Below are 23711 nucleotides of genomic sequence, written 5' to 3'. Positions count from 1 at the left end.
ACCCTTCCTGAGCGGCAGAACCTTACCACCGTCTTGAAGTCAAACGTCTGTTCGGTCACCCGCACACGTCACGGCTGGTGCTTCGCCCACCAACGGACCTAGCTTTGGCACTCAACGACCTCGAGTGCTAACTCGCATCGTTTGTGCGGCGCCGAGCGCCCTGTTCTTGCTCTTCAAATACTCATGGCAGCTGTTTCCCTCAGCGTTTCCACCGTTAAGCCTCTTGGAGATCGCGTCTTCGTAAAAATCTCTGAATCCGAGGAAAAGACTGCAGGCGGCATCCTTCTTCCAGATACAGCCAAAGAAAAGCCCCAAGTTGGCGAAGTCGTCCAGGTTGGTCCTGGTAAGTCCAACGACGATGGAAGTCGTCAGGCTCCTGAAGTCGGAATTGGCGACAAGGTTCTGTACAGCAAGTACGCCGGTACAGACATCAAGCTTGGTAGCGACGAGTACGTGCTTCTGTCTGAGAAAGACATTCTCGCTGTTGTGGGCTAACCGCAATTTCCTCTGAGATTTATCTCAGAAACGACTGAATTTTCCTCTTAACTTTTTTTAATTGCCTCCTATGGCTAAGCGAATTATTTATAGCGAGAATGCTCGCCGTGCTCTCGAAAAAGGCATCGACATTCTCACCGAAGCTGTAGCAGTAACCCTCGGTCCTAAAGGCCGCAATGTGGTTCTTGAGAAGAAATTTGGCGCTCCTCAGATCATTAATGATGGAGTCACGATTGCCAAAGAGATCGAGCTTGAGGATCACATCGAAAACACCGGTGTTGCTCTCATTCGTCAGGCCGCATCCAAAACCAACGATGCTGCTGGTGATGGCACCACAACAGCCACCGTTTTGGCTCATGCCATGGTGAAAGCTGGCCTTCGTAACGTGGCAGCCGGCGCCAACGCAATCACTCTGAAGAAGGGTATTGATAAGGCTTCCGATTTCTTGGTTGGGAAGATCCAAGAAAACGCTAAGCCGATTGCAGACAGCAATGCCATCGCTCAGGTTGGCACGATCTCTGCTGGTAACGACGAAGAAGTTGGCAAAATGATTGCCGACGCTATGGATAAAGTTGGTAAAGAAGGTGTGATTTCTCTTGAAGAAGGGAAATCTATGGAGACCGAGCTTGAAGTCACCGAGGGTATGCGTTTCGATAAGGGTTATATCTCCCCTTACTTCGCAACAGATACTGAGCGGATGGAAGCGGTTCTGGACGAGCCCTACATCCTCTTAACTGATAAGAAGATCGGCTTGGTACAAGACTTGGTACCTGTCCTTGAGCAAATTGCTCGCACTGGTAAGCCTCTCCTGATTATTGCTGAGGACATTGAGAAAGAAGCTCTTGCCACCTTGGTGGTGAACCGCTTGCGCGGCGTACTCAATGTGGCTGCAGTCAAGGCTCCTGGTTTCGGTGATCGTCGCAAAGCGATGATCGAAGACATGGCGGTGTTGACCAACGGCCAGTTGATTACGGAAGACCAAGGTCTGAAGCTTGAAAACGCCAAGCTGGAGATGTTGGGCACTGCCCGCCGCGTGACCATCAACAAAGACACCACCACGATTGTTGCCGAAGGCAATGAGGTGGCTGTGAAAACGCGTTGCGAGCAGATCAAGAAGCAGATGGACGAGACCGACTCCACCTACGACAAGGAGAAGCTCCAAGAGCGCTTAGCCAAGTTGGCCGGTGGCGTTGCTGTTGTGAAGGTGGGAGCAGCAACCGAAACAGAGATGAAGGACAAGAAACTTCGTTTGGAAGATGCCATCAACGCCACAAAGGCAGCTGTTGAGGAGGGCATCGTTCCTGGTGGCGGTACAACCTTGGCTCATATGGCACCAATCTTGGAAGAGTGGGCAGCCGCCAACCTTTCCGGCGAAGAGTTGATCGGTGCCAACATTGTGGCCTCAGCGCTGACTGCTCCCTTGATGCGCATCGCTGAAAATGCTGGCGTGAATGGCGCTGTCGTTGCTGAAAACGTCAAGTCCAAGTCCTTTAACGAGGGCTACAACGCTGCCAATGGTGAGTATGTCGACATGCTCGCTGCAGGCATTGTTGATCCTGCCAAGGTGACTCGCTCTGGTTTACAAAATGCTGCTTCGATTGCCGGCATGGTGCTAACCACCGAATGCATCGTGGCTGATATGCCAGAGAAGAAAGAAGCTGCTGCTGGTGGCGGTATGGGCGGCGACTTCGACTACTAAAACAAGTTTCCGAACTGTGTTTTTAGCCTCCGTTTACGCGGGGGCTTTTTTAATGGGATGGGTTGCCAGCAATCCATCTGTGTTTGCTTTTGAAGGCAATGAACAGAACTCAAAGACTGGGTCTGAAACTCCGGGTCGAAGAAGAAGCGGAAAACCTGGGAATTAACGTGCAGTCCCATGGAGAAAAAAAGGCCTACGCCGAATGGGTAAGTCTTCTTGATTCCCATCAAAACGATATCAGCTGCTTTTGTTGTCTCTAGGGCTTTTTATAAGCCTTCATTCAAGCGTTTGTGAAAGATAATTGGTCGGATGAACTTGATTTAGTTCAGCCAGCCAGCGCTCAGAATCACAGCTAGTGCCAAGAAAAATGAAAGCATTGTCCAGGTAATGCGATTCAGGGTTGCCTCTGCACTACTAGAGCTGGTGAACGATGAACTTCCACTTGCTGCTATCCCTCCCATCCCATCACCTTTGGGACTATGCAAGAGAACAAGAAGAATCAGAACGGCACCACTGCCGATCCAAACCCAAGAGAGAACAGTCGTAAGCATGGCTTGATCTTACTTAAACGGGTTGAGGCAGCTTGGTCACAGATGGAGCTGAGGCTTCGATCGGTTCAATCAAGGAGATGCCAGTCATGGCCTCCGGTTTGTCTAAATTGAGCAGCTGAAGAAGCGTTGGCGCAATATCGGCAAGCCCACCATTTTCACGGAGGCGAATTGAATTCCCCAACCCTGGAACCTTGCGTTGTTCTCCTTCGATCAAAATGACGGGTACAGGATTGGTGGTGTGTGCGGTCCAGGCTTGACCATCCGGACCTTGCATACGTTCGGCATTTCCGTGGTCTGCGGTGATCAGCAACGTTCCACCCATTCGACCCACTGCATCCAGAAGTTTTCCGATACAGCGATCAACTGTTTCAATCGCTTGCGTCGCCGCTTCCATCATCCCGGTATGTCCCACCATGTCGGGGTTGGCATAGTTGATCACAACAAGGGAGTGTTCGCCCTGCTGGATTGCCGCAACACAGCTTTCAGTGAGAGTGTCGGCTGACATCTCTGGAGCTTGGTCGTAGGTGGCGACTCGGGGAGAGGGAACGAGGTGCCTCTTTTCTCCTGGAAGGGGCTGTTCGATTCCCCCATTCATGAAGTAGGTGACATGGGGATATTTCTCCGTTTCTGCTGTGCGGTACTGCTTCAGGCCGGCATCAGCGACCACCTGCCCCAAAAGCTGATCGAGTGATTCGGGTGGAAAGACCACTGAGACAGGAAGGTCAGTTTCATATTGGGTAAACGTCACCAAGTCGAGTGTTGGCTGATGAACGCGCTTGAAACCTTCAAACTCTGGCAATGAAAGAGCCTGAACAATCTGTCTGGCCCGATCTGGTCGGAAGTTAAACATCAGCAACGCATCACCATCTCGCAGTGGATCGCCGCAGAGGCGAACGGGCTCTAAGAATTCGTCGGTGATTCCGTTGGCGTAGCTGCTGGCTAAGACAGACGACGGTTCATCGTTGTGGAGCTCCACATCAGGATCGGTCAGTAGGGCATAAGCCCGCTCTGTTCTCTCCCAGCGATGGTCTCGATCCATCGCCCAGTAGCGCCCACAGAGACTTGAAATGCGGCCAATCCCATGACGGCTAATCGCGTCTTGGATTTTGCTCAGGTGTGTTGGTGCACTTTGGGTCGGCGTGTCTCGTCCGTCGGTGATTGCATGGATGGCGACGTTCTTCAGACCCTCTTCTTCTGCCCATTCGAGTAATCCACAAACGTGATCGACATGGCTGTGCACGCCACCATCGGAGCAGAGACCGAGCAGATGGAGGGTGCCACTGGTGCTGCGTAGACGTTCGGCGACCGATTGAAGAGCTGAGGTCCTGCCAAGCCGCTTCTCGCGCACGGTTTCACTGATACGCACCAATTCCTGACGGATGATCCGACCGGCTCCAATCGTGAGATGGCCAACTTCTGAATTCCCCATCTGACCGTCGGGGAGACCCACGTGAGATCCGCTCGCTTCAATAAGGGCGTGGGGATAGGCATGCCAGAGCGCATCGATGACAGGAGTGGAAGCACTGCGGATGGCGTTGTGCTCAGTCGAGTCACAAATTCCCCAACCATCAAGGATCGCAAGAACCACAGGTGCAACGGAAACGTTGCGGGGAAGATTTGTTTCGAGGTTGTTCGGTACGTTCACTCCGTCAATCTCAGTTCTTAAGTCCCTCTTCAGGAGCAAGTTACTTCCTTGATGCCCAAAAGGTTTTGATTCGTACCGTTCAGGTTTGCAAAAGCTGATCGTGTTGGGGAAAATCGTTCATACACTGATTCCCTCGAAAGGAAGCGATGGCAGATCGAGAGGCTGGGGATAATCGGATTGAAATTCTCTCTGCCGATGAATTGCGAAAAACTGTGACCCGCTTGGCATCTCAGGTTTTGGAGTCTGTGCCAACCGTTGAATCTCTGGTGCTTTTGGGGATCCCAACCCGCGGCGTTCAATTGGCTGGTGTTATTGCTAGCTCATTGAAAGATCAGAGCGGTCAGGCTGTGGCCACTGGCACCCTCGACCCCACCTTCCACCGCGACGATTTAGGTCGAGTGGGTGTGCGCATGGTCCAGGCCACCGATCTCCCCGTGAGTGTGGAGGGAAGGGATGTTGTGCTCGTGGATGACGTTGTCTTCACGGGGCGAACCGTGAGAGCTGCCTTGGAGGCGATTCAAGCCTGGGGCAGACCACGCCGAGTTTCCCTGCTCGTCATGGTGGACCGAGGCCATCGTGAATTGCCAATTCAGCCGGATTTTTGCGGGAGGGTGGTACCGACGCGTCGATCGGAAAGCATTGAACTGCGCCTGCTTGGCTTGGATGGGGAGGAGGGCGTTTTCCTTCGACGCGTCAATGAAAACAACCCTGAAGCCTCAGGCTTGCCTTAACTCGCCGGGGTCAGCTCGTCAGCTCGGAAGTGGGCCTTGTAACGGCCAAAAGCCACAACGACAGGAAGCGTTGGGCTGATTGGACGTCCCTTCCAATCGTCGAGCACCTTGAAAACCTCTCCCTCACTTCCTTCCATATCGAAACTTTCTCCACGATGTTGGGGGTGGTTGAAAACAACAACACTGGTGGAGACGACAACCTTGTCACCCGGCTGCATGGACGTCCGTTCAAGTCAGGCGATTGTCTCACGGAGAGTCAGGCCAAGACCCTTTAGTTCTTGGCCTGACACAGGGTCTCAGGGCCATCCTCAATGATGGTGCCGCCTAGATCACTGCAACCGGCCATAAATGCTTCCCAAGGAGGCATCCCTTCGCGGATATGGGCTTCGACCACGTCGTTCAAGAGATCTCTCGCCACAGTGTGAGCCGGCAAGGCTCCATGGCTGTGGTGTTCTTTCTGGTCCCTTAAATCGTCAATGGCCTGCTCTACTTCCTGACGGATGGGTTCTGCTTGGCGTTGCCACCAGGGATGATCGAGCTGGTTGAGGGCGCTGAGTGCTTCCCACCACTGATCTTCGTTCACATGCTCTTTCAGCTTTTCAAGCTGAAGGCGATTGCGATTCCAGCTTTCCTTGAGGCTGTTACTCAAGCGGCTTCCGGGGCGACCATCGTGCTTCTCCAGCGGACGAAGCATGGTCAATGCCTCGTTTAAATGTCCAGCGCGAAATTGAGAGAGTGCCTGTTCACGCAGCTCATCACGCCAGAGTTTTAGCTGCTTTTGATCTTGCTCTTTTTGCTGTGGAGAGCCAACACCTGAATTCACGAGCTGTTCTTGAAGGAGCAGAGCTTGACCTGGATCAGCTTGGTCCCAAGTTTGTTGAGCCAGCTTTCGTCGACAAATGGCAAGCTCTTCAGGCGCCTTTTGCCCGAGCCAACGCAAGGCCGCTAGTTGCTCTCCATAGCGCAGGCAGGCTGGGAGGTCATCCGTGGCGAGCGCTCGGCTTAATTTTCGCGGCAGCTGTTGCTCCCACAAATAAGCTCCAGCGCAAAGTGCCGCGACTCCTCCAAGGGTCGCGATGATCCAAAAATGGGGCAGGTGGCGACGCAGCGCCAAAGTCCAAAGCCTCTTTATATGAACTCCTTTCTATGGAGGAGAGAAAGGACTCTCAACGGTGTGTGGACGGACCGTTCACTGCACCGTTATCAGCGTGCTCGTTTCGATGGCCAAACCCGTTCTTAAATCGTCTCCGCTCATGACGAGTTGAGCGTCGTCATTAAGGTGAAAAGCGAGGCGCAGGCAGTCTTCTCCTGGTTGGCCAAGTGGATTGAGCTCAAGGCGAATGGTCTGGCTCAAAAGAGGCCTAATGGTGTCTGGAACATTGCTGTTGTCTCTAACGGTGGGGAGCCCTCCGACGAACACCACTTCGTGTCGCCGTTCGCCTTGGGGTTCCCCGAGTACGAGTTCAAGATCTTTTTGATTGCTGCGGCTTGCGCTGAGCTTCAGTATCAAAGGTTGAAGAGAGGGCCATGGCTGGCCGCTCAGAAATAAGGGATGCCAGTGATGGGCGTTACTCCGACGGTCCCAGCAGCGCAAATACACACCTTTTTGAAGGAGATCTCTGATCCTTACCCCAGGGGTGAGATTGAGCGCACCGGTGGCCACGGCTTGAACAGGTGGTGGGGTCAGCAAAGGCACCGGCTTCATCGTCTCTGATAACCATTGGCGCATCAGTGGAAGTTGGGCTCCACCACCAACTGCGACGACGGCGTTGAGGTCTTCTGGTGTGCAGCCCTGCTGGCGGGCCGAGGCCAACGTGCGATCGAGCAGTCCTTCAAGAACCTTGAGCAATCCACGGCGTTCAAGAAGTGCGTGGAGTTGGTTGCGATTGAGCGACAAGGTGATGGGTTGGGTGAGGTCGATGCCGCTGGCTAACTCACTCAGGGTCTCTTCCTCTCCGAGATCGGGGTTGCTGAGGCGGCATTTCAAGCGTTCAGCTGCATTTAAAAGGCTCGTCTGACTTCTCAGAATCAGTTCGGGATCGTTGGGGAGTAGGTGATCCAGGATCCAGTGATCCAAATCCCTTCCGCCAAGAGCGATGCCGGCTTTTCCCAAGACCCTTGCCGAGCGCAAGGTTTGCTTGCTGTTTTTGAGATCACGTCCCCGAAAGCGCAACAGCTGCGCTAACGGAGCTGCTCTTCCCTCGCCTCCCTCTAAAGCGACAAGGGAGAGGTCCAATGTGCCCCCGCCTAGGTCCACCACCAACAACTTGGAGCCTGCAGGCAGTCCTGCGCCCATGGCTGCCGCTGTTGGCTCATCCACGAGCGCCACCTCGTCAACCGGAAGGCTTGTGCAGGCCTGCATCAGCCATTGGCGATAACCAAACGCCTGATCAACCGGAGCTGTAAGCACCAGCCGCTTCACCGACAGTGTCTTTGGCAAGCATTTCCAGATCTGGTGCAACAGAATTTCACCAGCTTGCTCAGGGCTCAGGGGATGGGATGGCAGGTCGGATCGATCTAAAACTCCAATCCAGCGTTTGAAGTCACGATGCAGCTCTAGGGATGATCCATCGGAGAGTCCGCCATCGAGGACTTGCCGGCCAACAAGCGGTTGAGAGTCGGCTCGAGCGTTGCTCCAGATAAGGCTCGGGACTTCCCCTATGCATCGACTGATCGGTGGGAGGTCTAGAAGTTGAGGGGGCGACGCGCTGCCGTCCTGAAAGGCCACCACGGTGTTGGTGCTCCCAAGGTCGATGGCAAGAGTTCCCTGAGCGGAAAGATGAAGGTTTTGTTCGTCCTTTGGGGGCTGAACCTCAGCCATGGCCATCTTGTTAAGGAGTCAAGGCTACGGGGCCTAGCGATGGATCGGTTGAGACGCCTGGTGTTTTCTTTCTACAGGGAGGAACCAGAGATTGAAGCGGAGTTGGAACCGTTGCGTGATTGCCGCATGTCCCGTAGTTGGGGATGCATTCGTATTGATTGCATCGATGGCCCACACCTGGAACAGGTGAGTGGTCTGATGACGCATCTGAGACGTCCTCTCCTTGCGATGGGCTTGGGCCGCCAGATCGTTTTGCGAGTGCCAGGTCGCCCCCAGCGTGCTTATCCCATGCAGGTTCCCTTTCACAGCGATTTGCTCACTTAGAGTGAAGAGGCGTTGATTGGACAGAGATGATTTCTGCAGGTGTGGACTCAAAGGACCTCGCGAAGCGAGGCGAAAGCTTGATTCGTCAGTCCACCAACCGTTATCTGACCACAGTCAAGATCGCTTTTCGTGCCAAGCAGCGTCGTTTTGATGACTTTGACGGTCTTCTAGAGGAATCCAGTGTGAAGCCGGTTCATCGCGCCATCGTTGAGCTCTCCGATGAGCAGGATCAGCCTGATCTCCTGCCTGGATGATCCAACAAGAGGGGCCTGGCTGGCGTCTCGCCCATGACGCAAGCCGTCATGGCTTTCCCTTTCTGATTGGAGGGGAATTTTGGGCTGTCGAGCTCACCGCGATAGAGGTAGAGGGGCTGCATGCTCTTCTCGTAGAGCTCGATCACCAACACACGCAAATCCGTGATCAGTTGATGGAGGAGGAATCCATCACCCTGGAGTTGGAACAGCAGGAGTGGTGGGGGTGCCTCGATGGCACCCGTGAACGCTGGGGGCTGCAAGTGGTGCTTCAAGGCAATGAGATGCAACGCCGAGGACTAGAGGGCGCTTGGCCTGCTCCAGCGGCGCAAGCATTTTTGGCTGCTTTGAAAACGGTCTTGGATTGAACATTGGATTAGTTGGTCTAATCAATCCGGTTTTATTGATTTCTCCACGTTGGCGCGGGCAGACTGCACAGCTTTTCCACAGGCTGACACGCCTTTTTTGAGTTGCGGGCTTCGCCCTGTGGAAAAACATAAATTTTGGAGCTTGTGTGGTATCAACCGAGTGCAGTGCATGGGATCCCTGGATAAGGGGTAAAGCAAGGTGTGGACTGCATTTGTGGTCTCGATTTCATCGGTCGAGTGGGCGGAGACCGCTTGGTCGACCTCTCTTCAATGCCCCTTGTGCTTGTGGAGAACAGGCCATAGATTCGGGGCGTGGTGATGAAGGAGTTTGGAGTGGTTCAGGGCCAATTGTTGACCGATCAGGTTGTCGTTTCCCCAGTTGTTGTTGCTGGCCAAGCAATGCCGGAGCCCGTCCAGGGTGAGGACATCGTTAGTTTTCAAGCCGAGATGCCCTTGCCTTTGCACCAGGCCATGGCGGACTTTATTGAGCGTTGTCCAAACTGGGATCAGTACCGGCTCGTTCAGGCTGCTTTGGCAGGATTTCTTGTTCAGAACGGTGTGGACTCCAGAGAGCTCACCCGCCTTTATGTCGGTAACATGTTTCGTCGCGACTCTCTTCGCCCCGGTGTGTGAGTCCGGCAACTGGCCATCAACAGCAGGGCGCTAAACGGAACACTGAAGAGCAGTCCGAGGCTCGCAGCCATGAGGCCAAGCAAGTTAATTCCTAGAAGAAGTCCAAGCAACGCCAATACTTTGAGGCGATTGGCTTGAACAAGTTTGCGACTGTGCTCCATCGCTCGGAGGGGGCGATAGCCGTGATGGATCAGCAATGGAATGGAGAGGAGTTGGCCGACCAACCAGATGGCGATCCCGAAACCACCCAACACGACAACCAAGCTGGCGAGAACGCCGCTATGGGGTGCCAAAAATTGACTCAAAAGACGAATCGAACTGATTCCGCCAATGCCGATGAGGACTTCTAAAACCACAAGGCCGCAGGTCTGCTTCAGCAGCCACAGGAAACGGCGTCTTGAAGCGGGTTGTTCTGGGTCTCGATCCAATCCCCCGGGCAGGTGTTCGTCTGCCAGTTGCAGCAGAGCCAATAGGGGGGCTAGAGGAACAAGTGCTGCCATGACGAGTACAAGATCGCCGGTGTATTGAAAGAAGCGATTGCTGCTGAGTTGGAGATCTCTTGCGACCACACCTAAGCCCATCAAGCAGGTCAGCATCAATGCTGTGAGCCCGATGAAGGACCAGGGAGCTTTCCTGAAGCCGATCCATGCCCTCGGAATAATGGTGGCAATCGGCAGCCGCTCAGCAGAGATGCTTGCTAGCGGATCATTGAAGTGGTCCAAGTCTCTTTAATAAATCCAGAGCGATTTTTGTGTCAACAGGAAGAATGGACAGTCGATTCCCTCGACGAACAACAGTCAGTTGGTCTGCTTGGTACGACTCGCGAAGATCGTCAAGGGTCAGCATGTCAGAAAACTGACCCCGATAGGCGAGTTTCACGCAATCCCAGCGTGGAGAGTCCTGCTTGGAGGCTGGATCGTGATACTTAGAGTTGATATCAAACTGCGTTGGATCGACGAGGCCGGTTTCTGTGACCTCCATCAGGCCGATAATCCCCGGCGGTTTGCAATTGGAGTGATAGAAAAAGGCTTGATCTCCGACCTTCATCTCTCGCATGAAGTTACGGGCTTGATAATTTCTAATTCCATCCCATAAGGTAACTTTTTCTTCCTTCAGATGCTCAATGCCGTAAACATTTGGCTCGCTTTTCATGAGCCAATATGAGGTGTCAGTCATGTCAAGTGATTTTAAGGAATTAAGCTCTTGCGGTGAAGTGTTCTAGGACAGCCTTGGATTGCCCCTAAATGTGGGCAATCATGGCTTGCTTGTCCTTTCGTCATGATCTAGCTTAACTCGTTGAAAAAGGAAGCCATATTTGAGTTAGTAGAAAGGTTTTGGCTCTTTTACGGAGATTGTCTGGTCTGAGCGCAGGTGGTTGCGACTGGTTCAAATCTCTGCCCGTTCTCATTGGCTTTAAGTCCTAAGCGTTCGAGTGCTTCCACAGCATCAATTTTGTCAGCGTTGTATAGAGCGCAGGTTTGCTTATCTCTGGCTCCCTGGGAGTTGCAACACGCTAGAAGGGCGATGAGAGTGAGAAGTAGTCGTCGTTTTGATGTCTTCATGTGATGAATTTAGGGCATATTGCCTGATATTCACTTCGTCTGGTATGCGCTTGGATCTTTAGGATAATGATTGGCCATGCGATCAAGAATCTATCGTTATGAATGGTGTGTTTTTGAATATTTTTGGTGCGAGGATTTGGATGCTTTCCTTCTCCTGATTTTTGTTATACAAATGATGGGACAACCATTTCTTTTGTCGCTTGTGTGGAAGTTTTTATTTGAATTCACTATTGATCAATTTTACGAAATAATCACTTGCAGATGCTTGGTCTGGTCACGTCGATTGGTTTTGTGAGTGTTGCTGAATGATGTCTCTGAAATGATTTCCGCGAGCTTCAAAATCTTTGTATTGATCGAAGCTTGCGCAGGCTGGCGATAATAATAGAGAGGAGGCTTTCTCGTTTTTTCCCTGCGCGATCGCTGCCGTTACGGCATCCGCCATGGTTGGGTGAGATATCACATTTCCTGTATAGCCAGACCTACGAATCAGGTCCCTTAAAACCTCTCGATCGCTTCCAAAGAGAGCGATCGAACAAACCCTGTCGTGGAGCAGTTGCAGCCATCCGCTGGCATCACCTTGTTTGGATAATCCACCGGCAAGTAAAGCGATCGGGCCCGGTACAGCTTGAAGTGCAACGGCAGCCGCGTCGTAATTCGTGGCTTTGCTGTCGTTGAACACGTGCATTCCATGAATTGACCCCAAATTCTCTAGGCGATGCGGCACTCCCGGGAAGCTGCGCAACCCACGCTCAATCGCAATCGCCCCTAACCCAGCTTGCAGCGCAGCTGCTGTCACAAGCAGCATGTTTTGGCGATTGTGTTCGCCAGGCATGGCTAGAGCATTGGCTGCAAAGAGTGCCCCTTTGTTGCTGCAGACCAAATCGTTTTCATTAATCCAAAGCTCAAGACTTGATGACTCCGGTCTCGTCTGCGCAGAGCTCACCCACTGGGCATCTGGCCAGTCAGCTTGCCTGCTCTTTAGATCAGCGTCGTCTGCATTGAGAACCACATGCTCGGAGCGTTGAAGCAGGCCTTGTTTGATGTCTCTGTAGGCATCCATGGAGCCGTGGCGCTCCAAATGGTCTGGAGTCAGCGTGGTCCAAATGCCGATGGTTGGTCTTACTTCGTTGGCTGATTCAATTTGGTAGCTACTCATCTCCATCACGATCCAATCCGGTTTGGTCTGGGCTGGATCCATGCATTGCAGCCCTAATTCGGCGGCGGAATGGCCCACATTTCCGGCCATCGGCGCATGCAGTCCCGCTTGGTTGAGCACGTGATGCAGCAAATGCGTCACCGTGGTTTTGCCGTTAGTACCTGTGATGCCAATCCAAGGGCAATGCTGGAGGGCTTGCCATGCCACGGCCATTTCACCTCTCACGGTGACGCCGTGATCACGCAGCTGCATCAAGGTGGGATGGTCCCAGGGAATCCCTGGGCTGATCACGACTTGCTCAATTTGATCCAACCAGCGTTGAAAGCTGGAGAACTCCAGAGGGCACCCCAATTCGGTTTGGATGCCTTGGGTTCTTAGTTGTTTCGCCTTGGATTGTTGTTCGGGTCCATCGTCTCTTTCAAGCACGACGACATGATGGCCCTGGGCATGAAGTAGGCGCGCTGCGCCGACCCCGGAGCGACCAAGCCCCACGATCAAGCTGCATGCCATTTTCCTGCTCCTGTCCCTAAAGGGAAGTGGGCGATACTGGAATCGAACCAGTGACCCCTACCGTGTCAAGGTAGTGCTCTACCTCTGAGCTAATCGCCCCCAGTTCTCAAGTTTGTTCTTTGAGGTGGGTGGTTGATGAATGTCTCAACCAGCAACTGAAGTTAGCAGTTGGAGTGCCGTTTGAATCCACTCCTCTCACTGGCGGAGGATGTCAACACGCCATCTCTCGCGTTTCGTGCGTTCGATGTTTAGGACCTCAATGCTGCCTCTCTCTTGAAGTTGCAGGCGGTCTCCAACTTTTAAATCGCGACTCGCTAGCCGCACGGGTTCCCAGTTGAGCCGCAAGCGCCCTTCTTTGATTTGTTTGACGACTTTGGATCGGGAGATGCCAAAGCCTGCAGAGGCAATGGCATCAAGGCGGCATGAGGCCTCAACGCTGCTCAACCGGCGAGCGACTCTCTGAACAGGCCATTGCAGTGCCTCGAGGGGCAAGGATTCGCAGGAGATGATCACCTCGCGAAGGCTGCCTTGTTGTCCCTGCAGCAGGGCGGCGGCGTCCGCTGTGCAAATGGCCTGGGCACCTCTGTCTCCACGAATCCATAGATCGCCGAGGGACTCGTCTGCGATCCCGATGCGTTGCAGGGCCAGACGCATCTCGTCGGGTGAGGTTGGATCGAACAGGAAGTTCCCCTCCACGTTGAGACCCGCTAGAGGGCAAGGGGGCTCCGGTTCTAGGGAGGTTGCGTGTTGGATCAGCAACCGTTTGCGCTCTGCTCCTGGGTAGCCGCCATCTCGGCTGATCTTTAGTTCTGCCAGTGACTCAAGCTGATTGGCATCTTCCAGCATCAAGGCGGACAAAAAGGGACTCCATCGCGGTTGCCGGGTCCGCAGAACGTCTTCTGCAATGTCGATCAAGGCGGCCATCGTTGTGGGATGCCCGCAAGACCGAAGCAGCGCTTCGCGAGGAAGGCTCACAGTTCGCTGAGGCGAACCACTTGCTGGGGGCGTGCCTTTTGAACGGTTTGCCAAGGCAATTCCATCCCGGGCCTCGTTTCTAAGAGCAGTAGCCAGCAGCCTTCTAGATTTCGATTGCGCAGGATCCTGACACCGTCCTCGTTTTCAGATGGAACGCTGGCAGCCGCTGCATAGCTGCCCATCAGGCCTGATCCCATGCCAAGCAGTCCTCCAATAAAGGCTGCGCCCCAGGGACCAAAGCTTGCAAAAGTGTCGAGTGTGGTGATCTGGGTGAAGGTGCAGCCAGCAAAAAATCCGAAGGGCATCAACCAGCGCGCCATTGACTTCTGACGTCGACGGCGCGCCAGGCTGGGGTTGAGCAGGTCGACATCGTCCATCGCTTCTGCGGGCAAATCAGAACCAGAGATGGATTCAGCTTCCTGTGGTTTGGCTCCTTCCCCAGGGGCGGGGGCGACGAGGGCAACGCGAAGCAATGGCGTGCCTAACTCTTGGAGTGAGAGGCGAAGACGGTCGGCAGCAATGCGCTCATTGAGAACCAGAACGCAAACGGGCATGAAACAACAGCAGCCGAGTCATCATTCTCTCTCGGAATCGTTGCCCTTGGAGCCGATTCTCTTGGAACTGTTCGGGCTGGCAGACACTTAGAGGTGAACCTTCGGGCTGCTCACTACAGTTCGTGGTGGCTCTCTCCCGCCGCTGGATGACAAAAGTTCTTGTTTCAGACCCCATTGATCAGGCGGGGCTCGACATCCTTGGCCAAGTGGCTCAAGTGGATGAGCGCATTGGGTTGTCACCGGAAGAACTCAAATCGATCATTGGTGAGTACGACGCCCTAATGATCCGTTCTGGGACCCAGGTCACAGCCGATGTAATTGAGGCTGCTGATCGGTTGCGGATTATCGGCCGTGCCGGCGTGGGTGTCGACAATGTGGACGTCCCTGCGGCTACGCAACGCGGGGTGTTGGTGGTGAACTCACCCGAGGGCAACACGATCGCAGCAGCAGAGCATGCGCTTGCGATGTTGCTGTCGGTGTCTCGTCATGTGCCGCAAGCCCATGGATCGATGCGGTCTGGGGCGTGGGATCGCAAAAAATATGTGGGAAATGAGCTCTACAAGAAAATTCTTGGCGTGGTGGGGTTAGGCAAAATTGGCTCTCACGTCGCACGCGTCGCCAAAGCGATGGGCATGGATGTGATCGCGTTTGATCCGTTCATCTCCGCAGAGCGTGCCCAACAGATGCAGGTGCGGCTCACCACTCTGGAGGCTCTGTTCCAGCAGGCCGATTACATCACCCTGCACATTCCCCGCACACCTGATACAGAAAATCTGGTGAATGCCGAGCTGTTGCGCACGATGAAAAGTACGGCACGGATTGTGAATTGTGCGCGCGGTGGAATTGTCGATGAGCCTGCGATCGCGGAAGCGATTGAATCCGGGGTGATCGCTGGCGCCGGTCTGGATGTGTTTGCGTCGGAACCGTTAGCTCAGGACTCCCCTCTGCGCGCCGTGGAGCGAGGACTTGTCTTGACCCCTCATCTCGGAGCATCGACGGAAGAGGCGCAGGAAAATGTGGCGGTTGATGTCGCCGAACAAATTCGTGATGTGTTGCTGGGGCTGCCTGCCCGCAGCGCCGTGAATATCCCAGGGCTCAGTGCCGAGATCATGGAGCGCCTCAAGCCCCATCTCCAGCTTGCGGAAACCCTCGGTTTGCTGGTGAGCCAACTCAGTGGCGGTCAGATTCAGGAGTTGGAGGTGCGCTTGCAAGGTGAATTCGCTAGCCACCCGTCACAACCCCTTGTGGTGGCTGCTCTCAAAGGCTTGCTCAGCACTGCGCTGGGAGATCGGATCAACTACGTGAATGCGTCCCTGGAGGCCAAGGGCCGTGGCATTCATGTGCTGGAAATTAAAGACGATGCCAGTCGCGATTTTGCAGGTGGGTCGCTGCAGCTCACCACTCGCGGTGGTCAGGGAGGTCACAGCGTGACCGGTGCGGTGTTCGCAGACGGTGATTTGCGTGTGACCAGCATTGATGAGTTCCCCGTGAATGTCCCGCCAAGCCGTCACATGCTGTTCACCAGGCATCGCGATATGCCTGGAATCATTGGCCACCTTGGCTCTCTGCTTGGAGAGCACAACGTCAACATCGCATCAATGCAGGTGGGGCGTCGCATCGTCCGTGGTGATGCCGTGATGGTGCTCAGCATTGATGACCCGATTCCGCCCGCTCTGTTGACCACCATCCACGGCATTAACGGCATTCAGGAAGCTCACCCCGTCACGTTGTGATGTGGTGGCGCCTCTCCCTGCCCCTGCCTCCCGTCCTTGAGGAGTCCCTTCTCTGGAAGTTGGAGTCTTTGGGACTGCATCGCTTGGCCGTTCAACATGCCCCAGAGTCGCCCGATCAGCGCACGTTGCTGGCATGGCTTCCCGCGTCGGAGTGGCCGCAGGATCAACGGGATCAGTTGCTGTACAGCCTTCGCCCGATGGCGGACACGTTTGGACTGGCTTTGGCAGAGCCGCTGTGGGAGGAGTTGGCCGATGAAGACTGGAGCCTTAGTTGGAAAAAACACTGGCAACCCGACCCCGTGGGTCAGCGCTTGTTGATCCTTCCGGCATGGCTGGAGGTCCCTGAAGAGCATGCTGACCGCTTGGTTTTGAAGATGGACCCTGGAAGTGCTTTTGGGACCGGGAGTCATCCCACTACTCGCCTCTGCCTGGAAGCTCTGGAGGAGATGCCTCCCCACGATCAGCGGGTGGCCGATTTGGGCTGTGGGAGTGGAGTTTTGGGCCTGGCTTCTTTGGCTCTAGGTGCCAGTGAGGTCTTGGCCGCCGACACCGACTCACTGGCGGTTCGAGCCACGACAGATAACGCTGCTCTCAATGGTTTGAAGGCCGAGCAACTACGCGTCAGCCATGGATCGATCGACACGCTGGCGACCTTGTTGAACGGAGAGGAAGCGGATTTGCTCCTCTGCAACATCCTGGCTCCGGTGATTGAAGCTTTAGCCCCGCAGTTCGCTTCTGTGCTGAAGTCCACGGGTCGCGGACTTCTCAGTGGTCTTTTGGTGGATCAGGCGCCTCGTCTGATGGAGGTCTTGGCTGAATATGGCTGGCAGGCAAGGCCAATCGGGGAACAAGGTCGCTGGGGCCTGCTCGAAATCAGGCACATTTTTCAATAAGCCCTTCTTATTAATTCTTCTTCTTTGATTGGGCTTGAACAGAAAACCCTGATGAATCCCGTATCAAGCCGTCTGTCCGATGTAGAAGGGTTCCGTCCAGCAGGTTCAGATCGATTCGATCTCTGCGCATTACATCCAATCATGGCTTCTTATAAGGTCACCCTGGTCAGCGAGAGCGAAGGCCTCAACAAGACCATCGAAGTTCCTGACGATCAGTACATCCTTGATGCTGCTGAAGAGCAAGGTATCGATCTTCCCTATTCCTGCCGTGCAGGCGCTTGTTCCACCTGCGCAGGCAAAATCACTGCCGGCACCGTTGATCAGTCCGACCAGAGCTTCCTGGACGACGACCAGATCGAAGCTGGTTTCGTTCTGACCTGTGTGGCTTACCCCACCTCAGATTGCACCATCAAAACTCACGCTGAAGAAGAGCTGTATTGAGCCCTTCAGCCATGAGCTGATTTCGCCAAACCAAAGCGATCGTTTTGCCACCCTCGCGGGTGGCTTTTTAATGTGAATACGGCTCTTAGGCTTTGGTCATCACCGTGACACCTGTTTCTGCCTTGCGTTCTGATGTTCAGGCACTGCTGGAGCATGGATCGGTGCATGCCAGTCCAGGCGGACAGTACAGCTTTCGGGTGATTGGGCCTTGTTGTCGCTTGTTTGACCGTGAGGAGCTGCCCTGGCCATGCTGCCGCTTGGCTTGGCGCAGCAAGGAGCCGAGTTGGCGCCGGGTGGGTCGCCGGTTTGTTCCAGATCTGGCTTCTAGGCGCTGTCCTTCCTATTCCGTTGAGCTGCTCCAGCCCGGCTCTCGCCCTACGGTCACGCTCCTAACGCTTTTTTCGATGCGTTTGACGCCTGAGTTGCAGGAATGGTGGTACAGCCGTCTACCGAAATCAATGGTTGCTTTGAATCACACGCCTTCGGTGTCATTTGTTGAAGACCAGTGCTGAAAGAATTCTGATCGGACGGCTTAATCCTTCAATCGATCTTGTTGAGAATGGCAGTATTCTTTAAGGTGTAAAGAATACTGCCATTCTGAATTTTTACGATTTTGCCTCAGTGGCAGGCAGGCAGGGAATAGTTCTGGCCTTCTAGCGGTTACAAAATATTTGCTTTCAGGTAAAGGCTAAAAGTCAGGATTTGCCGGAAGAGAAATGCTCTATGGGTATTTAGTTGATCAATTCTTCCGTAATGGTGAGGCTGAGATCTGAATTCTGAAGCCTGAGGTTGAGTAATTCTTGGTATTTTGTTGATTCGTACGCAGTGACTGCTTTCTCTTTTGAATCAAATTCAACAATAATATTGACTGAACCAGGAGTCCCTTCCCGTACCTCACTCTGAAGATCGCGTATTAATAAACGTGCTCCGACTGTTGGAAGCCAAGCCGTGAATTTGTTGATATACGGAACCATTCCGAGTGGAGTGTGAATATTGCCAGTCACAACCCAGTAGCCTTTCGACATGATTTTAAAGCTTGGAACAGCAAATTAATACTCAGTTCCAATCGACGTGTCAAAAGGAACTGAGCGACATGCAATAACAAGAATAATAATACGCTACGAGGCCTAAGGGTTTAATTGCTCTCTTTTCTTTTTCTCAAGAGATGTTCTTATTTGGAGACGAACGTGTCCTGCATTTTGTTGTCAGGATGCGTTCGTCTGAATCGTTTCGTCAAGAAGCGAAGGCGCTAAAGGCAATCGTGAGAATGATTCGGGTGACTTCGATTGCACCAGCGATTGTTAGAATAGTTGCTGATTTTCTGATCCATGCTGCTGGCTTTCCTTTCTTCAGGATCAGGTTTGCTCCTGAGAAATTCAGTTTTGATGCGTGTGGGAAGACAATTTTGTCTGCTTGCCCTGTTTTTAAGCCTTGACTTAGCTTTGAGTTGATTCCGATCGCTTTGTCGCTATATGCATATCCAAGGCAAACTGCAGCTGTTCTATTGAATGCTGATTGAGCTGATCCTGCTTGGGAAAGCCAAGACCTCATGAAGGGAACTGTATAGCGTCCGAATGTTTCTGAATATTCGGCTGAGTCCACCATTGAATCAATCACAGCATGATGCCCCTTTGATGCTTGGATCTCAATGTATTTTGTGATCTCACGTTGATCATGAGGTGTCCTGCCTAGGATATGTTTGAAGTCAAGTTCAATGGTTCTTTCTGGCGAACACTTGTCGTAGAAATTTTTCTTGTAGAAGTCAGATTTTGCGAGTCCACGTACGAAATCTTGAATCGAAATACGCCCATCTTTTAATTGTGCTTCAAGAGAAGTGGATCTCTCGTTATCCATGACATGTGCATTCCCATAGACGTGTTTATAGGCACTGCCTAGGGCGCTCTCTAATGCTTCCGACGACATGTCTGGATATTCCTCGAAAGTGACTGTTCTCTCGCATTGATCATGAAGACGAGGGCCTATGGCTATTTTCATTTCCTCGCACTGTCTTCGCTTGAATTCACTATTACATAGTGCTGCTGACTGAGAAGATTTATTCTGTACACTTTTGTATGAGGTCGAAGGTTTGGCTTCGCGTTCACCGCCAAAGCTTGTGATGACGGATGTTGAGGAGAGCATTGTTGAGGAGGATTCAGATTTCTTTCGGTATAATTTATCTTGAATTGATTGAATGGATTAGGCGCTTTTTCGAAATTTTTTGTTTCGTAAGGTGCCATCATCTTATTTAAATTAAGTTAATAGACGTTTGTTGCTTTGTTTCTTTGGGCTTTGGTGGATCTCACCTTGAGGAGAGTTAGCTTTCATCTCTGGACGCACTTCATTGCATGGGGCCGATGCGTTTTCTATGTATAAAAAAGGGCCCCAGGATTTCCTGAGGCCCTTTTTCTAGTTTGTGTGGCGTGATTATCTAATCAAAAATTAGAAGTAGATTTTTCCACCGCCCCATTCGACACCCAAGACTTTGGGGGCCACCAGGATGTATCCAGACATCAGGCGAAGATCTTCATCGGTGAGATCACGCATAGCGGGGTACAGATCACGACTGCGCATGCTGGGATGCAGATCGGCGATGCTGTACTCCCCGTCATAGGACGTTGGGTCTTGGATGTAATCCACGAGAGCAGCAACGTTGTCACGGACTGGAGTGGCCAGCGCAAGCGTTTCAGTATCCAGGCCAACATTTTGGTTGGTTTTAGTGATCCCGCCAGCGTGACAGGTGCCGCAGCTGACGTTGAACACCTTCCGTCCTGTCTTGATTTCCTGCTCACTGAAGGTGACCAGGGCGCCATCGCCGTCAGCTGGCACCGTGAGGGTCTCGGCATCCCACTGGGCGGCCTGGGCGGGGGCACTGATCAACAGTCCAAGCAGCACTGGCAGGGCGATCAGCAGTCGATTCAAAGATCGACGCAATGTGGAGAAAAAAGAGGCCATGAAAGATGTCAGAGACTGACGTAGACAGCGCACCAAGCCCTTGTATCACGGGGTGGGATGCGGATGAGGCCCTAGAGGACCTAGTGATCACGAACTGTTGCAGCAAGCGCCCGCTCATGAAGAGGGATTCACGTCCACATTGAGGAAATCCTTGGCCAAAATTGTGTTCGGAAAAATGGCCCGAGCCTCGGCGACTAAATCGTCGGCGGTGACTGCGTTTCCAGGGGCGTAGCGAGGGCTGAGGTGGGTCAGTGCTAACTGCTTAACGCCGGCCTCTGCAGCGGTCTGTGCCGCCATGGTGCTTGTGGAGTGTTGCCTTTTGAAAGCCATGTCGGCTTCCGCATGGGAGAAGGTGGATTCATGGATCAACAGGTCGGCTCCTCGAGCCAACTGCACTGCTGCTTCACAGAAGACGGTATCGGTGCAATACACAACGCTCACACCAGGTTGTTCTGGACCGCACAAGGTCCGGCCATCGATGGTGCGACCGTCGTCGAGCGTGACCGATTCGCCGCGCTTCAGAGCTGCATAAACAGGTCCTGGTGGAATCTGTAGCTCTCGGGCCTTGTCGATGTCAAAGCGACCTGCTCTTGGTTTTTGTTCCGCTCGATAGGCGTAGGCCGGAACGCGATGGTTGAGGGGAGCCGCGGTCACAATCAGATCGTCGTCTTCGAACACGACGGTGTTCTGTTCGGCTGCTTCGCGTACGCGATGGACCGCAAGCGGATAGCCGATGCGAGTTGAACTCGTACGCAAAACCCCTTGGAGATAGGCATCTAAGGGATCAGGGCCGTAGAGGTCCACCCCATTGCTTGTGCCGCCTAGTCCCAAACTCGCCAACAGCCCTGGCAGGCCAAAGACATGGTCACCATGCATATGGGTGATGAACACCCTTCTCAGTTGAGAGAGGCGCAAGTCGCAGCGTAAAAACTGATGTTGGGTCCCTTCTCCGCAGTCGAACAGCCACAGCTCCGATCGCTGTGGCAAACGCAGCGCCACAGACGAAACATTGCGACCTCGGGTGGGCACGCCTGAACTGGTTCCAAGGAAGGTGACCTGCACGTCTCAACGCGCTCAACGATCAAATCTGCCACGGGGACCTAGCCGCGTCCGAATCATCAGGTCACACTGAGCTGCCTGGTTCAGCTTGCAGTGCTCACTCGTACGTCAGCGTTCTTCCCTGTGCTGACTGCTGCTTTGACAATGCCGATCGCTGTGCTGGCGGTCAGCTTTGATCAGCGGGTTGTGGTGGCGGCGCAGGAGCCGTCGATGCGGGTGCTGCTGTCTCAAGCCTCGGTGGTTCGGCTTCGTGCTGATGGAGATCAGCCATTCCTGGTGCGAGGTCTTGGCCGTGGTGATCAAGGCATGCGCTCGATGGAGGTGAGTCTGCGAGCGGGGCGCCTCAGGATTCGTGGCCAATTGAGCGATGGGTCGTTCCGCTCCCTGGCAGCTCGTTCTGCGATCGAGGTGCAAAGCGAGGATCCCCGCGGGATTTGGCTTGGCTCCCGGCGTTATCGCGGCCGGTTGCAGTTTTTAGTGCGTGGTGGCCAGGTGCAGGTGGTGAACCACCTTGGGATTGAGACCTATTTGGCCAGTGTTGTGGGGAGTGAAATGCCCCATCGGTGGCCGTTGCCGGCCTTGCAAGCTCAGGCTGTCGCGGCGCGCACCTATGCCCTTAGACAGCGCGGCAAGGCTGGAGACTTCGATGTGAAGGCCACCGTGTCCAGCCAGGTGTATCGCGGGGTTGAATCCGAAACCCCCAGCACAATCGAAGCCGTGGAAAGCACGCGCTCATTGGTCTTAGTCCATGCTGGCCGGCTGATTAATGCTGTGTTTCACAGCAGCTCTGGTGGTGCAACGGAACCCAGTGGTGAGGTTTGGCGCAATCAACTTCCTTACCTGGTCAGCGTTGCCGATCACGACCAGCACAGTCCGGTGCATCGCTGGAACAAACGTTTTGATGATGATGCGCTGCGTGATCTCTTCCGTGAAACCGGAGGTGTCAAGCGCTTGCAGGTCCTCAAGACAAGTTCAACCGGTCGGGTTCGTACGGCGCGAGTGCAGGGCCCACGTGGCTCTTTGGTGTTAACGGGCAGGGAGCTACGCAAGCGTCTGGGCCTCAAAAGCACGATGGTTCAATTCGAGCTGATCAATGGCTCCACCGATTCTTCAACTGCCTCTGCAATTGCAACTGCCCAGAAAGCTCCTCAAGCAACCTCTCAAGCGGCTCCTTCTTTGATCGGTCTGTGGCAAGACTCTGCGAGTGGTCCTGACATCACTTCCACCAAGACCGCGTCCCGCAGCTCAGGTCGACTGGCGTCCCTACTGCCACCACCACCACCGCCGCCGCTCCCCCTTCTCAACCCATCAGCCTTTAATCAGCTTCGTCCTGACCTCAAGGTGGGTGAGATCGTTCTCGAAGCGCGTGGTCAAGGCTTTGGACATGGGGTTGGGATGAGTCAGTGGGGAGCCCATGGACTGGCGCTTCAGGGTGCTGACTTTCGCGAGATCCTTTTGCACTACTACCGCGGTGCAGAAATTCGCCCCTATCGCTCTAGTGATGACCCAGCGGTGGCGCTGCGGCTTCGTTCAGAGTCAGCCTGGTGGGGTTGATGTAAGTAGCAGTTCATCGTGCTCAAGATTTCAGACACGATCACCATCGTGCGCAGGCGCAATCCGCTGCAGCTCATGGATTCTGTTGTTGATCAGCTGGAGCAAGGGTTGCTGGACTCTTTTGAACATCAGGCATTTCGGCCCCTGGGATTGGCGACAGGACGCACCATGGAGCCGTTTTATGCCGCCTTGGTCTCGCGTTTAAGGGCTTGGCCTACGGATCGTCTGCAGCTGTTGCGTCAGCGCTGGCGCAGTTTCAATCTTGATGAATATGTGGGTTTGGCACCGGAGCATCCCAGCTCGTTCTCTGCCTTTATGGGGCATCACCTGGTGCGGCCTTTAGGGCTTAATCCTGCGCAGGTGGTGTTGCCAGATGGAGCTGCTGCAAACCCTCAGGTGGCGGCTGATCGCTTTGCAGCCGAGATCCGCAGCGCTGGGGGGATTGGCTCGCAGCTATTGGGATTGGGCAGCAATGGTCATGTGGGATTCAACGAGCCCCCGTGCGGTCCAGATGTGCGCTGTCGTGTGGTGAAACTCAGCCCCGCTACGCGATCGCAAAATGCTCCTGCGTTCCAGGGCAGTCCAGCGTTGGTGCCGGAGCAAGCGATCACCCTGGGTTTGCGCGAGATCCTTGAGGCGAAGGAACTGCACCTGATCGTGACGGGTGCGCCTAAGGCGGCGATTCTGCGCAAGGCGTTGGATCTTGATGGTGATCCGGAGGTGCCTGCCAGCTGGCTACGGCGTCACCCAAACCTTTGGTTGTGGGTGGATGATGCGGCATGGGGAGAGGAAGGGCCCTGAACC

Annotated in this window: 27 protein-coding genes and 1 tRNA gene; 13 read left to right on the top strand and 15 right to left on the bottom strand. The window is 54.0% G+C overall.

Annotation, left to right across the window (positions count from 1 at the left end):
• The first annotated feature begins 183 nt into the window (after nucleotides 1-183).
• Together groES and groL are read left to right on the top strand one after the other, a co-directional pair.
• A complete protein-coding gene (groES, locus tag SynMVIR181_RS10410) occupies nucleotides 184-495 on the top strand; it encodes a co-chaperone GroES (RefSeq protein WP_011620192.1) in 312 nt (103 codons plus the stop codon).
• 70 nt (nucleotides 496-565) lie between these two features.
• Nucleotides 566-2194 (top strand): chaperonin GroEL, encoded by a 1629-nt coding sequence (gene groL, locus SynMVIR181_RS10405; RefSeq protein ID WP_186523771.1) that lies wholly within the window; start codon nucleotides 566-568, stop codon nucleotides 2192-2194.
• 320 nt (nucleotides 2195-2514) lie between these two features.
• Here groL and secG read toward each other — a convergent pair whose 3' ends face one another.
• Together secG and gpmI are read right to left on the bottom strand one after the other, a co-directional pair.
• Entirely contained in the window at nucleotides 2515-2745 is a 231-nt protein-coding gene (gene secG, locus SynMVIR181_RS10400) for a preprotein translocase subunit SecG (protein ID WP_186523769.1), read from the bottom strand.
• Between the two features lie 13 nt (nucleotides 2746-2758).
• Entirely contained in the window at nucleotides 2759-4390 is a 1632-nt protein-coding gene (gene gpmI / locus SynMVIR181_RS10395; RefSeq protein ID WP_186523768.1) for a 2,3-bisphosphoglycerate-independent phosphoglycerate mutase, read from the bottom strand.
• A 146-nt stretch (nucleotides 4391-4536) separates the two neighbouring features.
• Here gpmI and pyrR point away from each other — a divergent pair, with 146 nt between their 5' ends.
• Nucleotides 4537-5121 carry a bifunctional pyr operon transcriptional regulator/uracil phosphoribosyltransferase PyrR gene (gene pyrR / locus SynMVIR181_RS10390; protein WP_186523767.1) on the top strand — a complete coding sequence of 195 codons (585 nt, stop codon included), beginning with the start codon at nucleotides 4537-4539 and terminating at the stop codon, nucleotides 5119-5121.
• Here the strand turns inward: pyrR and SynMVIR181_RS10385 are convergent.
• The 3 genes from SynMVIR181_RS10385 to SynMVIR181_RS10375 all read right to left on the bottom strand — a co-directional run bounded on the left by SynMVIR181_RS10385 (nucleotide 5118) and on the right by SynMVIR181_RS10375 (nucleotide 7942).
• A complete protein-coding gene (locus SynMVIR181_RS10385) occupies nucleotides 5118-5339 on the bottom strand; it encodes a ferredoxin-thioredoxin reductase variable chain (protein WP_186516228.1) in 222 nt (73 codons plus the stop codon). The genes pyrR and SynMVIR181_RS10385 overlap by 4 nt on opposite strands.
• 53 nt (nucleotides 5340-5392) lie before the next feature.
• Nucleotides 5393-6235 (bottom strand): hypothetical protein, encoded by an 843-nt coding sequence (locus SynMVIR181_RS10380; RefSeq protein ID WP_186589185.1) that lies wholly within the window; start codon nucleotides 6233-6235, stop codon nucleotides 5393-5395.
• A 75-nt stretch (nucleotides 6236-6310) separates the two neighbouring features.
• Nucleotides 6311-7942, bottom strand: a complete 1632-nt coding sequence (locus SynMVIR181_RS10375) for an Hsp70 family protein (protein ID WP_186589184.1) — start codon at nucleotides 7940-7942, stop codon at nucleotides 6311-6313.
• A gap of 39 nt (nucleotides 7943-7981) precedes the next feature.
• On the opposite strand from SynMVIR181_RS10375, the gene SynMVIR181_RS10370 reads away from it, so the two are divergent.
• The 4 genes from SynMVIR181_RS10370 (at nucleotide 7982) to SynMVIR181_RS10355 (ending at nucleotide 9518) form a co-directional block, all read left to right on the top strand.
• Entirely contained in the window at nucleotides 7982-8266 is a 285-nt protein-coding gene (locus SynMVIR181_RS10370; protein WP_186525622.1) for a hypothetical protein, read from the top strand.
• Between the two features lie 26 nt (nucleotides 8267-8292).
• On the top strand, nucleotides 8293-8520 hold the full coding sequence (locus SynMVIR181_RS10365) for a DNA-directed RNA polymerase subunit omega (protein WP_011620178.1): 228 nt from the start codon (nucleotides 8293-8295) through the stop codon (nucleotides 8518-8520).
• A complete protein-coding gene (locus SynMVIR181_RS10360; protein WP_186589183.1) occupies nucleotides 8517-8885 on the top strand; it encodes a DUF1818 family protein in 369 nt (122 codons plus the stop codon). Before SynMVIR181_RS10365 ends, SynMVIR181_RS10360 begins: the two co-directional genes overlap by 4 nt.
• A gap of 399 nt (nucleotides 8886-9284) precedes the next feature.
• Nucleotides 9285-9518, top strand: a complete 234-nt coding sequence (locus SynMVIR181_RS10355) for a DUF2811 domain-containing protein (RefSeq protein WP_255444518.1) — start codon at nucleotides 9285-9287, stop codon at nucleotides 9516-9518.
• Here the strand turns inward: SynMVIR181_RS10355 and SynMVIR181_RS10350 are convergent.
• The 6 genes from SynMVIR181_RS10350 to SynMVIR181_RS10325 form a co-directional block, all read right to left on the bottom strand.
• On the bottom strand, nucleotides 9470-10240 hold the full coding sequence (locus tag SynMVIR181_RS10350; protein ID WP_186589182.1) for a hypothetical protein: 771 nt from the start codon (nucleotides 10238-10240) through the stop codon (nucleotides 9470-9472). The two genes, SynMVIR181_RS10355 and SynMVIR181_RS10350, sit on opposite strands and share 49 nt — an antisense overlap.
• Nucleotides 10224-10694, bottom strand: a complete 471-nt coding sequence (locus SynMVIR181_RS10345; protein WP_186589181.1) for an EVE domain-containing protein — start codon at nucleotides 10692-10694, stop codon at nucleotides 10224-10226. Before SynMVIR181_RS10345 ends, SynMVIR181_RS10350 begins: the two co-directional genes overlap by 17 nt.
• A gap of 660 nt (nucleotides 10695-11354) precedes the next feature.
• A complete protein-coding gene (murD, locus tag SynMVIR181_RS10340) occupies nucleotides 11355-12746 on the bottom strand; it encodes a UDP-N-acetylmuramoyl-L-alanine--D-glutamate ligase (RefSeq protein ID WP_186589180.1) in 1392 nt (463 codons plus the stop codon).
• Nucleotides 12747-12773: 27 nt separating this feature from the next.
• Nucleotides 12774-12845: transfer RNA gene (locus tag SynMVIR181_RS10335), tRNA-Val, on the bottom strand.
• A 96-nt stretch (nucleotides 12846-12941) separates the two neighbouring features.
• A complete protein-coding gene (locus tag SynMVIR181_RS10330; protein ID WP_186589179.1) occupies nucleotides 12942-13721 on the bottom strand; it encodes a photosystem II S4 domain protein in 780 nt (259 codons plus the stop codon).
• A complete protein-coding gene (locus SynMVIR181_RS10325) occupies nucleotides 13718-14275 on the bottom strand; it encodes a hypothetical protein (RefSeq protein ID WP_186523758.1) in 558 nt (185 codons plus the stop codon). The genes SynMVIR181_RS10330 and SynMVIR181_RS10325 overlap by 4 nt, the downstream gene beginning before the upstream one ends.
• A 146-nt stretch (nucleotides 14276-14421) precedes the next feature.
• Here SynMVIR181_RS10325 and serA point away from each other — a divergent pair, with 146 nt between their 5' ends.
• The 4 genes from serA to SynMVIR181_RS10305 all read left to right on the top strand — a co-directional run bounded on the left by serA (nucleotide 14422) and on the right by SynMVIR181_RS10305 (nucleotide 17854).
• A complete protein-coding gene (serA, locus tag SynMVIR181_RS10320) occupies nucleotides 14422-16008 on the top strand; it encodes a phosphoglycerate dehydrogenase (protein WP_186590625.1) in 1587 nt (528 codons plus the stop codon).
• Complete coding sequence (gene prmA / locus SynMVIR181_RS10315; RefSeq protein WP_186589178.1) at nucleotides 16008-16901, top strand: 50S ribosomal protein L11 methyltransferase; 894 nt, start codon at nucleotides 16008-16010, stop codon at nucleotides 16899-16901. Before serA ends, prmA begins: the two co-directional genes overlap by 1 nt.
• Before the next feature lie 141 nt (nucleotides 16902-17042).
• Nucleotides 17043-17342: a ferredoxin gene (locus SynMVIR181_RS10310; RefSeq protein WP_006043345.1), complete on the top strand. Its 300-nt coding sequence runs from the start codon at nucleotides 17043-17045 to the stop codon at nucleotides 17340-17342.
• A 104-nt stretch (nucleotides 17343-17446) separates the two neighbouring features.
• Nucleotides 17447-17854 (top strand): hypothetical protein, encoded by a 408-nt coding sequence (locus SynMVIR181_RS10305; protein ID WP_186589177.1) that lies wholly within the window; start codon nucleotides 17447-17449, stop codon nucleotides 17852-17854.
• 219 nt (nucleotides 17855-18073) lie between these two features.
• Here the strand turns inward: SynMVIR181_RS10305 and SynMVIR181_RS10300 are convergent, their stop codons facing one another.
• From SynMVIR181_RS10300 to SynMVIR181_RS10285, 4 genes are all read right to left on the bottom strand, one after another.
• Nucleotides 18074-18367 carry a DUF1330 domain-containing protein gene (locus tag SynMVIR181_RS10300; RefSeq protein WP_186589176.1) on the bottom strand — a complete coding sequence of 98 codons (294 nt, stop codon included), beginning with the start codon at nucleotides 18365-18367 and terminating at the stop codon, nucleotides 18074-18076.
• Between the two features lie 208 nt (nucleotides 18368-18575).
• A complete protein-coding gene (locus SynMVIR181_RS10295) occupies nucleotides 18576-19481 on the bottom strand; it encodes a phycobilisome rod-core linker polypeptide (RefSeq protein ID WP_186589175.1) in 906 nt (301 codons plus the stop codon).
• 300 nt (nucleotides 19482-19781) lie between these two features.
• Nucleotides 19782-20294 carry a photosystem II cytochrome c-550 gene (gene psbV, locus SynMVIR181_RS10290; protein WP_222929390.1) on the bottom strand — a complete coding sequence of 171 codons (513 nt, stop codon included), beginning with the start codon at nucleotides 20292-20294 and terminating at the stop codon, nucleotides 19782-19784.
• A gap of 114 nt (nucleotides 20295-20408) precedes the next feature.
• A complete protein-coding gene (locus tag SynMVIR181_RS10285; RefSeq protein ID WP_186589174.1) occupies nucleotides 20409-21356 on the bottom strand; it encodes a ribonuclease Z in 948 nt (315 codons plus the stop codon).
• 141 nt (nucleotides 21357-21497) lie between these two features.
• Between SynMVIR181_RS10285 and SynMVIR181_RS10280 the strand changes: the two genes are divergently transcribed.
• Together SynMVIR181_RS10280 and SynMVIR181_RS10275 are read left to right on the top strand one after the other, a co-directional pair.
• A complete protein-coding gene (locus SynMVIR181_RS10280) occupies nucleotides 21498-22907 on the top strand; it encodes a SpoIID/LytB domain-containing protein (protein WP_186589173.1) in 1410 nt (469 codons plus the stop codon).
• 75 nt (nucleotides 22908-22982) lie between these two features.
• A complete protein-coding gene (locus SynMVIR181_RS10275; RefSeq protein ID WP_186590624.1) occupies nucleotides 22983-23708 on the top strand; it encodes a glucosamine-6-phosphate deaminase in 726 nt (241 codons plus the stop codon).
• The last annotated feature ends 3 nt before the right edge of the window (nucleotides 23709-23711 follow it).

This window comes from Synechococcus sp. MVIR-18-1 (genome assembly GCF_014279835.1).
Taxonomy (GTDB): Bacteria; Cyanobacteriota; Cyanobacteriia; order PCC-6307; family Cyanobiaceae; genus Synechococcus_C.
This window is presented reverse-complemented; position numbering and strand designations above follow the sequence as displayed.